Source organism: Terrimonas rubra, from assembly GCF_042686025.1.
GTDB classification, from domain to species: domain Bacteria; phylum Bacteroidota; class Bacteroidia; order Chitinophagales; family Chitinophagaceae; genus Terrimonas; species Terrimonas rubra.
Map to the genome: position 1 here is coordinate 375,433 of NZ_JBHUOZ010000001.1, position 14,379 is coordinate 389,811.

Annotated in this window: 11 protein-coding genes; 1 reads left to right on the plus strand and 10 read right to left on the minus strand. The window is 43.0% G+C overall.

What is annotated here, in order from left to right; all coding sequences use genetic code 11:
• Positions 1–21: 21 nt before the first annotated feature.
• The 5 genes from ACFS6H_RS01495 to ACFS6H_RS01515 all read right to left on the minus strand — a co-directional run bounded on the left by ACFS6H_RS01495 (position 22) and on the right by ACFS6H_RS01515 (position 6,591).
• Complete coding sequence (locus tag ACFS6H_RS01495; RefSeq protein ID WP_386094348.1) at positions 22–561, minus strand: hypothetical protein; 540 nt, start codon at positions 559–561, stop codon at positions 22–24.
• Between the two features lie 65 nt (positions 562–626).
• On the minus strand, positions 627–1,019 hold the full coding sequence (locus tag ACFS6H_RS01500; protein WP_386094351.1) for an RNA-binding S4 domain-containing protein: 393 nt from the start codon (positions 1,017–1,019) through the stop codon (positions 627–629).
• Between the two features lie 106 nt (positions 1,020–1,125).
• Positions 1,126–3,987: a S8 family peptidase gene (locus ACFS6H_RS01505; protein ID WP_386094354.1), complete on the minus strand. Its 2,862-nt coding sequence runs from the start codon at positions 3,985–3,987 to the stop codon at positions 1,126–1,128.
• Positions 3,988–4,070: 83 nt separating this feature from the next.
• A complete protein-coding gene (locus tag ACFS6H_RS01510) occupies positions 4,071–4,910 on the minus strand; it encodes a M57 family metalloprotease (RefSeq protein WP_386094357.1) in 840 nt (279 codons plus the stop codon).
• 316 nt (positions 4,911–5,226) lie between these two features.
• Positions 5,227–6,591: a dipeptidase gene (locus ACFS6H_RS01515; RefSeq protein ID WP_386094359.1), complete on the minus strand. Its 1,365-nt coding sequence runs from the start codon at positions 6,589–6,591 to the stop codon at positions 5,227–5,229.
• Between the two features lie 196 nt (positions 6,592–6,787).
• On the opposite strand from ACFS6H_RS01515, the gene ACFS6H_RS01520 reads away from it, so the two are divergent.
• Positions 6,788–9,100, plus strand: a complete 2,313-nt coding sequence (locus ACFS6H_RS01520) for a WG repeat-containing protein (protein ID WP_386094362.1) — start codon at positions 6,788–6,790, stop codon at positions 9,098–9,100.
• Here ACFS6H_RS01520 and ACFS6H_RS01525 read toward each other — a convergent pair whose 3' ends face one another.
• From ACFS6H_RS01525 to ACFS6H_RS01545, 5 genes are all read right to left on the minus strand, one after another.
• A complete protein-coding gene (locus ACFS6H_RS01525) occupies positions 9,101–9,679 on the minus strand; it encodes a L,D-transpeptidase family protein (RefSeq protein WP_386094365.1) in 579 nt (192 codons plus the stop codon).
• A gap of 178 nt (positions 9,680–9,857) precedes the next feature.
• A complete protein-coding gene (locus ACFS6H_RS01530) occupies positions 9,858–10,697 on the minus strand; it encodes an outer membrane beta-barrel protein (protein ID WP_386094368.1) in 840 nt (279 codons plus the stop codon).
• A gap of 26 nt (positions 10,698–10,723) precedes the next feature.
• The gene (locus tag ACFS6H_RS01535; RefSeq protein ID WP_386094371.1) at positions 10,724–11,878 is read right to left on the minus strand and encodes a hypothetical protein; all 1,155 of its coding nucleotides are present in this window, start codon (positions 11,876–11,878) and stop codon (positions 10,724–10,726) included.
• Positions 11,879–11,915: 37 nt separating this feature from the next.
• Positions 11,916–12,401, minus strand: coding sequence for an RNA polymerase sigma factor (locus ACFS6H_RS01540; protein WP_386094374.1), 486 nt, complete (start codon positions 12,399–12,401; stop codon positions 11,916–11,918).
• Between the two features lie 242 nt (positions 12,402–12,643).
• On the minus strand, positions 12,644–14,191 hold the full coding sequence (locus ACFS6H_RS01545; RefSeq protein WP_386094377.1) for an SUMF1/EgtB/PvdO family nonheme iron enzyme: 1,548 nt from the start codon (positions 14,189–14,191) through the stop codon (positions 12,644–12,646).
• Positions 14,192–14,379 lie beyond the last annotated feature (188 nt).

The window sequence follows — 14,379 nt, forward strand, 5'->3', positions numbered from 1 at the left end:
CTTTCAACTATCATTTATCCATTACGCAGTAGTAAATATTGCCTCCCTGCACCATTGCGCCAACTCCTGTGTAAAGGCTTCGTTTTTCCCGGTTATAAAAATCTGCCGGTCTATCATGCCCTGCTTTGTTTTTAATACAATGGCATAAGTGGTAAACAAGCCATTTAAATATTGTTTTTCCACTACTACTTCCCGTACATCGGAAAAACGAATGACTTTCCTGTTAAAAAATAATAAGAGCCGGTTATGCTGAATAACACATTGGTTAAACAGGTCGATGGTTTGTAATTGTGTATTCCAGTATTTTACCAAAAGAATGATTAAGATGCCCGGGACAAAAGCATAGATTACAAAACCCCAGGATAACTGCATCCCTCGCCCCCATGCAGCTAACAACATCATACAAAAGCTAAAGGCAGCTACTATGCCCAGCATTTTCCAGCTTGCATCTTCGTTTTTTATACTAATGCGTTGTTGCAGGGAATCTATATTTACTTTTTCCTGCTCATATGGTTTAAATAGTATTTCAAACGCTTGAATGAGCTGCAGGTTTGTTTTCAATGATTAGCAGTTTAATATCAGGTATGGTGTTTTATTGATCTGGATATATTCGGAAGGAAATCACCTTACTCATCATCACCCATAAAATCATCCAGGTCCCTTCTTTCTTTTTTAGTAGGGCGGCCAATTTTGCTTAAGCGTTTGCCGGTATGGAAACTGGCAGCCTGGAACTGGATGCGCTCCAGCTCCTCAGGCGGGGTAATATCTTCGTAGTATTTGATCGCCTCACTGTAAGCCTGGCGGGTATGCAATAAGCCGGTTACTTTAATGCGCCAGCGCTTGGCTTCGGTCTTCACCTCGTATTCATCACCCACCTGCACGGTACGTGCCGCTTTTGCGGGAGCATCATTAAACTTTACCTTATTGGCATCGCAGGCTGCTGCCGCCGCCGAACGGGTTTTAAACAACCGGATACTCCACAAATATTTATCTAACCGTAGTTTTTCTTTCTCTGCCATATGCTGTAAATAAACAGTACAAAGTTAACCAAACTTGTACATTTATAATGGCATAAACAACTACACAACCCAGCGCCGATACCTGTAGGGTTTTATATGCTCTCCCTTATTGTACCAGCAGCTTACCGCTATCCAGTAATTGGCCGGAACGGTTAAACAGTTTATACATCAGCAATCCCGAAGCCAGGTCAGCCGGGTTAATGGATGAAGGGATGGGACGGTATTGTTTCACAAGCCTCCCGGTAATATCATACAGGTATAAATAACTATCAAAAGGTGCACCTTGTTTCAATAAATATTTTAAAGTGCCGGACCGGTTTACCGGGTTAGGATAAAATAAAATATGCTGTGTACCGGAAGTAGATATGGTAATCACTTCTGTATACACATAACCGCCGGCTTTCATTTTTAATTTTGCACGCCAGTAACTCTCCCCTCCCCCTGGTTTTTCAACTACCTGGTGATACGAAAAACCAGCGGTGGCCTTTTGACCGGGGAGTGTTTTCACCAAGGCCCCTTGTTTATCCACCTGTTCAAAAAAAACACTATCGGTATAAGCGGGTGAGCTGATATTAAGATGCAGCTTCACAATGTTCTCATCCTGCAATTCATGATACAGGTTTTGATAAAAACATTTCACCCCCTGGAAATCAATATCAAAAGCAATACTTCTCGATGCCGGGATACCGTTGCTTAACACCGGCTCCACGGCAAATACTTTAAACGGATATTGCAAGCGGTTAATAACGATAAAGCTATCACTCGTTGTAAACAGATGTTGCAGATAGGGGCCATCTGTTAAAGCAAATATTTTATACGCTTCGGCATAAATATGTTTATTCCAGCTAAGCCTTAGGGAGTCCTCACAAATAAAATCGGGGAATGGCTGAAGGGTTTTTGTAACAACAAACTCTTTTGACAGGAAATGCCCGAAAGCCGTTTCCATCTTTAAAACAGCCCGGCTATTGGTATCCTTGATGGTCCATTGGTATTGGTAACTATCAAGCGACAGGTCTGCCCCTATCAGCTGCCAGGCCATGCCGTTATTATAACTGATATACAGGTTGCCCTTTTCATTTGCATCGGCAACAAATGTTTTCCAGCGGATAAAAATATCGGGCGTTTCATACCGGTTAACCTCCGAACTATGTTGCGGGCTTGTAAAGGCAAAGCTATTAAGCGTATCCGTATTAATGGCCAGGCTAAAAGCTATGTTTCCGTTAACAACAGTTGTTCCATAAACCTTTAACAGGTAATTACCGGCGCTAGGTAACGCTATGCTTATTTGTTCTGCCGTATTGAGGGAGTCTCTTTTTCTAGCGGCAGGCTTGTTCAATGAATCGGCATGTGCCGCCACATTCAGCACCCAGGGCTTATACACGGTGCCACTGGTCACTTCCACCAGTTCAAGGTCCAGGTCATTCATGAGTGCTTTCCCGTTATTATTTAGCATTGTTGCGGTATCGGTCCAGGCCAGTGTAATTTTCGCCTGTGCTGTTGCCGCAGGTATAGTAATGGGCCTGGTCCATACCTGGCCCTGCGAAATAACACCGCCATCATATTTTTTTTGCTGCATCGCCCTTACCGCTTTATAGGCATTTAATGAACCGTAGCCGGTTTTAAAATCAATTCCCGTATGATGCAGATCCGTTGCTGTATTGTATAAAATTGCTTTAATTAATGCAGCAGGGGCTATTGCATTATCATTACTATCGGCATAAACCTGTTGCATTACTGCTGCAGTGCCACTCACCATAGCGGCCGCATCTGAAGTACCGTTAGGGCCAAGCGCTACTAACTGCGGTAGCAGCCTGCCATCATAAGCCGGGCCGGCCGAACTTTCGGCAATAATATTTCCCATATTATCAATGGCGCCTACCGTAATAATATTTTTAGCCATCTTAAAATTCCCGGTAAGGTTGCCAAAACCGGTAATACCGGCGTAAGGTCCGTTGGCGGCAGATTCACGTCCCTTATTCCCGGATGAAAAAACATGCAGCATGTTCTTGTTATCCCAGGTTTGCGCATCATAACTCAGGGCTTCTGCACCGTAAAACGGTTGTATAATTGTACCGTAGGAATGATTTTGAATATTTACTTTCTGCGATTGAAGTATGGCGGGGTCATCAGGAAAAAGAGCATCAAAGGAACTCGGAAAAAAAGTACAGGCATGGGCAATACCTCTTCCGTCATAAAAGCTGTTTCCTGCGCCACCTATGATAGAAGCGATGACGGTAGCATGGTTTGTTTTTGTACTGGCGGCAATGGGTGAAGGCAATACCCTTTTATACAGGTCAAGATCAGCTTCTTCCATTGCCTGTTCCTTCACCCCTACCGTTATACCCCTGCCGTTTGCACAGGGAATATCGTAATCGAGTGTGCTGAGCACATTAACACCCCTGTTATAGCCGATAATAGCGATCTCAGTCGCCGGCTTTTCCTGGCGGTCAACAAATACCACTTCCGGTAAAGCCAATACCTCTTTTAAAACAGCACCCGTTACATGGGTTATACGAACAGATGCAGAAGCTTTATCCATACTCATGATCTTTAGCCGTGGTTTGTACGCTTCTAATGCGGACAAAAGTTCAGGCATATTATAAGTACCGATATTATACACCAACTGTACATTATTATCAGGTATGGTTAATCCGGGCGATAGTTTCCAGTCATTATTGGCCGTTTTGATCTGCCCGTTCTTTTCCAGCCGGTGATACTCGTCTGCCTGGTCAATTTTTACGATAGCCGTCTGCTCATCCAGCCATCGTACGATATGTGCAGGTTCTAATTTTTTTTCTTTGGTGGAGATGATGTAATAAGGATTAGATGGATTGTACCCGGTCAGCTTTTTATTAGCATAGTTTTCAAACAGGTCAGGTTTGCCCGCGTGTTGACCAAAAGCACAAAAGCTTACAAACACAGCAGGTATAATGGAACAAAACTTAAGTATGGTATTTATCCTAACCATATACTATTTACCGCTTTTATACGGTTTTTCAAATAACAAGAGGTTGTCTCCAATAATGAGACAACCTCTTATGAAATTATCGTTTAATAAACATAATTCAAAGCAGTAGCATCGCTGGAACTGAAGGCGGGGTTATTATTGGTACATGCCATCATCCATGAGTTATAGCTGCCTGTTACAGTAGTTGGGGTACCGGGTATATGCACTGCACCTATACCGGCTGAGCCCTCATTCTGATTTTGTCCGCAGCTGGAACGGTTCATGTAATCGGTATGGCGGAAACCGATGCAATGGCCAATTTCATGGGCAATTACCTCATCGGCCCTGTTAGCCGTATTTAAATAAGCCAAAGCACAGCTGCTGTTGCTTAAAGTAAAGCCGCTGGCCGGGTTACCCCCTGATGGAAAACCTGAAGCCTGGCCCAGTATACAACCACCGGTGGATGTGGTACCCAGGTTGGCACTGGTAATAACAATATTACCACCACTGGTTACCCTTACAAACCTGATCTTTAAGTTAAGGTTATTGTACCGGGCTAATGCCTGGTCAAGACCTGTAGAAAAATAGGTAGGGAAGCCTGAGCCTAAACGGACAGTAATGGTCCTTTGGCCTGAACTGGGGGTACTCACCACGTTGGTAGTACGGTAATGCTCCTCGTTGGCAACAATCACCTCGTGCGATGAGCCTGCACCGGCCATTTCTTTTAATTGCGAAGACGTCAATAAGATATCTCCTTCAATTAAATAATTTCCATCCGCAGTTTTCTCAGCCCAGTTACCGTTAAAGCCTGCCGACACCACCAGGGCGGTCTCATCGGGGCTTAACTCATGGGAGTCTAAAGCGTTTTTTACGGATTTTTTACAACTCATCATTGCTACGGTGAGTAAGCAACAGGATACAGAAAGGAAAACAGTTTTTTTCATGATCTCATGTGTTTTTAATGAAGAGTGAATTATTAGCACATTAAACCTAGTATGAAAAAATTGTAAACTTTTTCGGTATTATAATTTTTTGTTAAAATTTGTTATTTGTACTTTGTCCGTAAAGTAATACTTACGATTGTTAGTTTGGTAATTTTACGAAAACCTTATCCCTATTGACTTTTATCACATGAACGAGACAGGCTGAAGGATGTCTTTACTCCCAGGGTTATAAAACAAAACCCTGAACAGCTTTCGCTACAACTCTTGGTAAGCAGCAGGAAATGTTCAGGGTTTTCTGAAGAAGCAGTAAATATGCTTATTCAGCAAAGAACTTATGGAAATAAGGAATGGTTTCTATGCCTTTATAATAGTTCTCAATATTATACTTTTCATTAGGACTGTGCAGGTTGTCATTATCTAAACCAAAGCCCATGAAAACGATCTTGATGCCCAGTTCTTTCTCCAATAAAGAACAGATTGGAATACTGCCGCCGCCACGCACCGGTATCGGCGTTTTACCAAAGGTGGTTTCCAGCGCTTTGGAAGCAGCCTGGTAGCCCTTGCTGTCAATGGGTGTCATATAAGGCTCACCACCGTGGTGTAATTCAGCCTTTACCTCCACACTGGCCGGAGCAATAGTGCGGAAATAGTTTAATAGTTTTTCTGTGATCTTTTCAGAGCTTTGATTAGGCACTAACCTGGCCGAAACCTTGGCATAAGCTTTAGAAGGCAATACTGTTTTGGCCCCTTCGCCGGTATACCCACCCCAGATGCCGTTTACTTCCAGTGTAGGACGGATGCCGGTACGCTCATAAGTAGAATAGCCTTTTTCACCCCACAATTCTTTTACACCCAATTCATCTTTGTATTCCTGCTCATCATAAGGCGCCTTATTGATCAGGGCCCTCTCTTCCTCACTGGCCACTACTACATCATCATAAAAACCGGGAATGGTAATATGGTTGTTTTCGTCATGACAGCTGGCGATCATTTTGGCCAGGATGGTAATAGGGTTGGCTACCGCACCGCCATAGGTACCACTGTGCAGGTCACGGTTAGCGCCGGTCACCTCAATCTCTATATAACTTAAACCACGTACACCGGTGTCAAGTGAAGGGTTCTCCATGCTTAAGAGGGAACTGTCGCTGATCAGGATCACATCGGCTTTCAGTAATTCTTTATTGGCCGCTACAAATTTGCCCAGGTTAGGCGAGCCCACTTCCTCTTCCCCCTCAATTAAAAACTTAATATTCGTGGTCATGGTATTGGTCTTTACCAGGGTTTCCAGGGCTTTTACATGCATATAAAACTGGCCTTTGTCATCGGCGCTGCCGCGGGCAAATACTTTACCATCTTTAATGGTCGGATCAAAGGGATCGTTATGCCATAGTTCCAGCGGCTCTACGGGTTGTACATCATAGTGACCGTATACCAGTACGGTTGGTTTTGCCGGGTCAATTATTTTTTCGCCATATACCACCGGGTGCCCATCTGTAGCCATTACCTCCGCCTTATCGGCTCCGGCAGCCAGCAGGCTGTCTTTAACCGCATCAGCACAACGCTGCATATCGTTTTTATACTCCGATTTTGCACTGATGGAGGGAATGCGTAACAGGTCCAGCATTTCATTTAAAAAACGTTCCTTATTTGCTTCCTGGTATTGTTTCCAATCTTGTGACATAGTATTTACTGGTTTGAAAATGTAAAAAGATAGGCTGCGAAGATACAGCGTTTTTACAGTTACTACCGAACGTTAATTGTAGCATTTTGCTTACCATGCCTGGGCCGGTCACAGCCTAATATACCCGCTGGCACTGATACCCTGCCGTATGTAAATCGGCTACTTTAGCCGCATAATTACAGTAAACGATATGGGTATGAAACAGCTTCTTCTTTTGCTTATTGGTGTTGCAGCACAAACCTGCCAGCTGGCCAGGAGCCAGGTAATGACGGGTGTAAAGTATGACAACGGGTATACCATTATTTATGAAAGTCGCAGCACCGGTGCCGGAAGAACCATTTCCTACTATGGCTTAAAAGAGGAAAAAACCGGTAATATCATTTTGCCGGTCTCCTATTTAGCTATTACCTACAGCGGGCAGGATAAATTGTTTGTAACCGAAAACTCGGTGAACAGGATGAGTTTGTATAATGCCGCCACCCGGCAACCGGTTACGGAACCTGATTATAAAAGCATCTCCTTCTTCTCCGAAGGCCTGGCCGTGGTGAGTAAGGATTCTTCCTATACTGTAAAACTATACGGCGCCATAAATGCTTCGGGCAAATTGGTAATACCTGTTGAATATCGCAGTTTAGGACAATGCGGAGAAGGTCTTATGGCCTTTTCAAAGGGCGGCAACGTGGGTTTTATCAATACAAAAAACGAAGTAGTGATACCTCCCACCTATCAATATGCCGGCGTTTTCAGTAACGGCCTTGCGTTTGTCAAATTAAGCACGGATACACTGTATGGTTATATTAATAAAAAAAATGAATGGGCCATAAAGCCGGCCTTCCAGCAGGCACAGAAGTTTACAAAGGGTTATGCCACCGTAACACAAAAGAACGGCCTGTATAACCGCAATATGTATGGCGTGGTCAATACAAAGGGCGTAATGGTCGTACCGGCACGCTATGACTATATTACCACCCGGAATGCCGGGGGGACATTTGTGTATACCAAAAACAGTAAATACGGTATTGTTGACAGCACAGGTAAGGAGTTTACCAGCTTTCTGGCAACCCATTATCCTACCTATACCAAAGACAATATCATCTTCAGCAACGATACCGCCAGCGGGGTACTCACTCTTAAAGGCCAGTGGCTGATAAAGCCGGAAAAACAATTCATCAACGCTTCCAGGGATGGTTTTTTTCACGTTAAAAAAGGCGTTAACAATACTATCATCAATCCAAAAGGACAGGTTATTTTCCCTTCCTTCCTGGCCAATAAAGTGATCATGGGGAAAAAACGGGTCATACTGGTGCATGCAAATGAGGTAGAAGTGTTTGATTACAACAAAAAATTGTTACAAACTATTGCCCAGCCCAATATACAAGATGCCTATACCACGTTGCACCTGGCAGAAGACTCCATTAAGATCAGTTACAACAAATCTATTGCCCTTTATAACCTTGTCAATGACAAAACCATACCGCTGGACCTGGATGAAATGTATAATTTTACGGATGACGGTACCTTTATCGGTAAAAAAAATGGTTATTATGATTATTACGATTATACCGGTAAAAGATTAAGCAGTAAAAATTACTACACATTAAGCCAGTTTTCGGCCGGGCTTGCCATTGTGCAGGCATCCATGTATGATACAGAAGCCAGTTTGGTAGATAAGCAGTTCAACGTGATTAAAAAATCGGCTTCATTCAAAAATTTAAAAGGCCTGTACTCCGAAGGCCTGGCCAGGGTACAGGTAGCCGGCACAGCCAACTTGGCTTTTATTAATAAAAAAGGCATAGAGGTTTTCCAGGTACCGGCTGCAGATGCGGGTGATTGCACAGAAGGAATCATCTGGATCAAAAATAATGCAGGACGTTACATGTTCATTGACACCGGAGGCAAAGCCATTAACCAGCAGTATTATGAAGAGGCAAGAAATTTCAGTGATGGTTTGGGCTGCGTAAAAACCGGTGGTAAATGGGGCGTAATTAATAAATCAGGGGAAATGATCATCCCGGCCCAATACACTAATATTTCTTCTTTCTCCCAAGGCATTTGCATGGTGGCAAACGGCAATGATTTTTACCTGATTAATAAAAAGGGAGAACGGGTTGACAACAATACCTATACAGAAGCCGGCGCACCTCAGAACGGGTACGCACAGGTTAAAAAAGGAGATAAAATGGGGATTATTGATTATAGTGGAAAAGTGATTATTCCTTTGGAGTATACCTATACTTATTTACCCTCAGAAGGTTTGTCCTGGGTAGAAAAAGAAAAAAAAATAGGCGCCGTGGATCTCCAGAATAAAACGGTGATTGCTTTCCGGTACGATAATGTACAGCCCTTTAAAGACGGTTATGCACACGTAGCATCTGATAAAAAATGGGGAGTGGTGAACAAGGCAGGTAAGCTGTTATTACCTTTTGAGTTTGAATCCCTGAGCAATGTTTATAAAAACATGATGCTGGGTGTTAAGGCCGCAGGTTCCCGGGTATATGCTTTAAAATAATTATTTACGGATAACCACCCTGGTACCAACCTTGGTAAAATTATATAACTCTGTTACTTCGGCGTTTTTCATGGAAATACAGCCCAGGGTCCAGTTTTTATACTTATCAATAACAAAATCCTCCCTGGGCCATACGCCATGAATACCAATGCTGCCGCCAATTTTGGCATCGGCGGGTATTTGCCCGCTGGCTTTTCTTTGTTTAAATTTTTCGTAGCTCTCTGCCGTAGGATAATCAATGGCTAAAAACCTGCACCATTTTTCGTGCACCCTTTTTGCATTGATCGTAAAAGTTCCTTCGGGTGTATTTTTATCCCCTTCCATTTTTTTATCGGCCAGGCTATTGTTGCCAAACACTACCGGGTAAGTAGCATACCAGCCTTTTTCATCATACACGGTCAGTTCATAATCCGACTTGTCAATCACAATATTAATGGCCCCGGTAGGTCCCGCGGCAGGCAGGGAGCTTGCATACCTTTTCACTGTTCGTTCTGCACTGGTATATTTGTGCGTACCCGAGGTAGTAACACAAACACTGGCTCCAATAAATGTGGTAAATAAAAGGGCTAAACTCTTCATGTTATAATCTATCAGCGTCATCACTAACGTCAGGAAAGATACGGGTAGTATCTATTAATATTTTTTTAACGATGTATTTGCAAGATATTATTTCCCGCTCTTTTTCAACATGAAAAATCCCGCCGGAAAACTCCGGCGGGATGACTATTTAATAACATTATTGCGTGAGATCAAGCGTTTAGTAACTGAACCTTACACCCAGTGTATAAGGGGTCATATCCAGGCCTTTGTTGTACATGCTTTTAAAGGCGTATGATCCGTAAAATTTGATAAAGCCCAGTGATAATTCGCCTACATAAGACAGCTTCCAGCGGTTCAGGTCAAAATCATCCTTTACTTTTTGTTTACCGTCTTCAGAAGTTTTGATCACGTGGCGGGAGTTGTATAATACACTGGCGCTCACACCTGCACTAAAGCCAAATTCACGTTCGTTATGCGGGGTAAAGTTGAAGTTCAACATCAAAGGCACGGTAATATAATCAGCCGAAAGCCTGCTTTTCTTAAAGTTTCTTACATCATCCAGTTCTACCACCGGACTGCCTGTATTGGTACCGGTGATTTTTTTATAAACAATGGGTGATTTAAACCGGTAATTATTTAATTCAAGGCCTGCTGCATATTTTAAGTTTACATAGTGCTTAACCAGGTTTACTTTTTGCATGGCCAGCCAGATGTTTACATTAATGGAGTTACCGAATTTTGTTTTAAACCAGTCTTCATTACTGCCGGGTGCATAGGCATTGGCTGCGGTACCTACGCCGTATTGTGTATTGTCAACAAAGTTGGAAAAACCAAGGTCCAGTACAAACCAGTTAGTAGTGATGTTTTTAGGTTTGTACATTTTTTTACGTAACATTTTTGCTTCGGCATCATTACCACGGATGATCACCATGCCGCCTACGATCAGGGTATCGTTCTCACCACCCAGCGGAAGATCTTTTTTAGGTAAGGTATCGGTTTGGGCATAACTGCTTAGTAATGTGCATACAGTTGCACATAATAATAATATTCTTTTCATCGTTAAGTTGTTTGAAATTTTATGGATTACATTTTGAAGGCAAAACCGGCCACCAACAACTGATCGTCACCATTTGTCATGTCAATACTGGTTTGCTTTTGAAAATTGCGGGTTACTTTGCGTAAAAAGCCACGAAGTTTGTTTTTCTTATTCTCCGGCTCTTCTATTTCTACCACCTCATCAAATACGTGCTGGCTGTTGGAAGCGAACGCCGGCTGGTTATTATTTTTAACCTGGGGCGCTATTGTATTATTACCAGTAGTATTGATGGGTTTAATTTCTGCTATACCATTTTCAACAGCGGCATTGTTCATCCCGTTTATATTGGGATTTTTATCCCCTGATGGCAGGTTATTACTTCCGTTACTGTTTGTTACTACTGTTTGTAATAACGTAGCTGCAGGCTGATTAGTTACAGCTACATTGCTATTACCTGTATTTTTATGAGCGGCATAACCAACGGTATTGGCAGGTAGTTGCGACTGTTGTATTACGCTGTTTTCTTTAACAGGTGTTTCTGCCGGTTCCTGCTCATCGCCTTTATTGTCTGCCTGGTTCGTTTCTTCGGTTACTACCAGCGTTACCGGGGTGGTAGCTTTGGTATCAGTTATTGTAGTAACTGCCATGCCACCATTCTCTGTTTTTTTCACCGGGTTATTCAGCCATTTAAAGCCTCCTACACCCAGGGTAAGTAATACAGCTGCTGCCACACCCATACGCAACCAGTACATCGGTACAATCCTGCGTTTGTTCTCTTCTTCTTTATATAACAATGTTTTATCAGGAAACACTTCAGCTGCTGAGGCCTGTAATTTGGTTTTGGCAAACAAAGCTACCTGCTGCTGGAATACGGTATCCCCGGCAAGTTTTTGTTCAAAAGCTTTTTTATCGTTCTCCGTCAGCTCTGCATCCAGGTACATAATTATTTCGCTGTCCTGTGCCGATACCTGTCCTTCTGCTGTTTGCTGCAATAAACTACCTGCAAATAATAATGCTTTATCCGGGAACACCACTGTTTCATCTACACTCAGCTTGGTACCGGACAAAAGATCCAGTTCGGCCTGCAGGTCCGGGTTTTGTTGAAGAAAAAGCGTCAACGCCTGCTGCTGCTCAGCGTTAAGCTCATTATCCAGGTGCAGGATAAAAAATTCTTCGTAATTATTTCGGTTTATATTGTTCATGAGGCGTTTTACTTAATTGTGTTTTGTTTGGGTTTAGCTATATCAGGTTTTCCACTTTTACCAGGTATTCTTTCATCTGTACCCTGGCCCTGTGCAGGTAAACCTTCACCTGGCTGTCACTTAATCCGGTAATCTTCCCGATCTCTTCGTAACTATATCCTTCGTAGTCTTTTAATAAGATCAAAGACCTTTGGGTTTCACTTAGTTTGCTTAAGGCCTGCTCCAGTACTTTTTTAAGGTTGTTCTGTGTTCCCTGCTGTACCATGGCATTTTCTTTAAATTCTTCCTGTAATGATACCCGCTTTACTTTCCTTATATGATCGATCATCTGGTGGTAGGCCACGGTAAATAAATACGATTTACTCTTGGCAGCATCTATCTCCTCCCTGTGTATCCATAATTTCTCAAACGCTGTCTGTACCACATCTTTTGCATCCTCTTCGTGGCGCAGGTTCTTTAAAATAAACCTGTACACGTTGTCGGCATATTGTGTTACACATTCGTTATAGTCCTTCTCTGTCATAAGCTGTTACTAATACCGGGCAAATTTACCCATCAATTGTTATTTAAAAGTATTACGTACAGTGGAACTTTTTTGTTACACCGGGAAGCAGTTTTTTTACTTTTTAAGTCCCTTTTTTAACCCATCAAATATAACTATTTGATTTTCAATAAAAATATAACCTTTTTGCTTTTGCCGCCACTCCAGGTCCCGGTAATAAAAAAGCCCCTCGTGGTGAGGGGCTTTATATAAAAACAGTTCAATTATCTTTTAGAGCGTTTGGTAGGGAACTGGTTACCGGTTTTACGGGTTCCTTTACCGTTAGCGGCTCCGCCCATGCTGTTCATGGCACAACGGAAACCAAGTGTGCTCAGGGCCTGGTCTTCTTCCAGGAAACGGCGTGTTCCGGGCGACAGCCAGTAAGCACGGTCGTTCCAGCTACCACCTTTGTACACACGGGAGTGGTCGCTTACCAGGGTTGTAGTACCATAACCATAGGAGGCCTGTGAAGCAGTATCACCATCCAGGTAGTTAATTACGTTACCACGCTGGTAGTTACGGCGGTTTTTGCTTTCCTCATCTGTTACATCACGCATTACCACACGACCGGTTGTATCGTTCACCATTGCTTCGCCGGTGCTTGGGTCTTTTACAATAGTCTGGAATTTGTTACCACGGGTAGGTGCAGGCATATCGTCAAAATCAAGTGTTGATAAAGGACGGAATACATCATGTACCCATTCGTTCACATTACCGGCCATATTATACAGACCAAAAGCATTGGGATAGAATGATTTTACATCAGCAGTATAAAAGGCATTGTCATTTAAACCACCGGCAACACCCGCATTATCACCCGATCCACGTTTAAAGTTGGCTAAAAACTGACCTTGCCAGCTGCCATGTCTTACATCACGCAAACCATTGGGGTTTTGCGACCAGGGGTAAACCTGCCTGTTCTGTACCAGTTCCTCACCACGTTTTTTCTTAGTGCTGGTGCGGGGATTCTGATCTATCAGGCCGTAAGCGGCATATTCCCACTCCGCTTCAAAAGGTAAACGGTAATCAGGTAATAATAAACCGTCTTCCATGGTAACATTGGTACGTGGCTGACCCTGAGGGGTTTTTAAAGGGTTCTTTTTAGAAGTAGCGCCTTTACCTGGCGGTGGCTGGTAGCCTACGCCTAATAAGTAAGATTTGGTGGTAAAGTTATCAGCGCCCTGCTGACCATTTAAAGATTGTTTGTTAACAAAGCCTTTTTGTAATAAAATACCTTCGTTCACACGGTCACTGCGCCATAAACAGAAATCATTGGCCTGTTTCCAGCTTACACCCACTACAGGGTAGTAGTTAAAGCCCGGGTGACGCAGGTAGTATTCTACCATCGGCTCGTTATAACTCAACTCGCTTCTCCAGGACAATGTATCGGGTAAAGCACCTTCTACAATGGGCAGGTTTTGCGGGTCGGTAGGGTCAAATACTTTGTTTAACCAGTATAGGTATTCGCGGTAGTGTACGTTGGCCACCTCTGTACGGTCAATATAAAAAGAAGGAACAGATACACGACGGGGAATATTATTCCAGTCGCCCATTACATCTTCTTCTGTCTGACCCATGGTAAAGGTACCGCCTTCTACGAATACTAATCCGGGACCGGTTTTCTGGTCAGTAGCTTTGGCTACCTGGAAACCGCCCATGTTTTTGTCGTTGTAGTTCCAGCCGGTTACGCTGGATTTGCCGCTTTTGTTCCTGTTACAGGAAACAGCGAGCACGCTGAAGGATAAAAGGATTACTAAGTTTTTCACGTTCATAATGTATTGCATAAGCCTACGAATTGGATAAAGTTAACGCTCAGTTAAACATAATTATTGCGTTAGCCGCCAAAATATTCACCGGACGGCCTGCGAATATATACACTTTGTCAAAAACTACTAAGCGGAAAACTACTTTTTTTTAGCTGTTTTTATACTATTTACCTGTTTCTTACGCATTAACCTGC

Bases quoted from the DNA above. Each gene is read 5' to 3' on its own strand.
- ACFS6H_RS01500 (WP_386094351.1), bottom strand. From the start codon at position 1,019: ATGGCAGAGAAAGAAAAACTACGGTTAGATAAATATTTGTGGAGTATC.
- ACFS6H_RS01505 (WP_386094354.1), bottom strand. From the start codon at position 3,987: ATGGTTAGGATAAATACCATACTTAAGTTTTGTTCCATTATACCTGCT.
- ACFS6H_RS01510 (WP_386094357.1), bottom strand. From the start codon at position 4,910: ATGAAAAAAACTGTTTTCCTTTCTGTATCCTGTTGCTTACTCACCGTA.
- ACFS6H_RS01515 (WP_386094359.1), bottom strand. From the start codon at position 6,591: ATGTCACAAGATTGGAAACAATACCAGGAAGCAAATAAGGAACGTTTT.
- ACFS6H_RS01520 (WP_386094362.1), top strand. From the start codon at position 6,788: ATGAAACAGCTTCTTCTTTTGCTTATTGGTGTTGCAGCACAAACCTGC.
- ACFS6H_RS01525 (WP_386094365.1), bottom strand. From the start codon at position 9,679: ATGAAGAGTTTAGCCCTTTTATTTACCACATTTATTGGAGCCAGTGTT.
- ACFS6H_RS01530 (WP_386094368.1), bottom strand. From the start codon at position 10,697: ATGAAAAGAATATTATTATTATGTGCAACTGTATGCACATTACTAAGC.
- ACFS6H_RS01535 (WP_386094371.1), bottom strand. From the start codon at position 11,878: ATGAACAATATAAACCGAAATAATTACGAAGAATTTTTTATCCTGCAC.
- ACFS6H_RS01540 (WP_386094374.1), bottom strand. From the start codon at position 12,401: ATGACAGAGAAGGACTATAACGAATGTGTAACACAATATGCCGACAAC.
- ACFS6H_RS01545 (WP_386094377.1), bottom strand. From the start codon at position 14,191: ATGAACGTGAAAAACTTAGTAATCCTTTTATCCTTCAGCGTGCTCGCT.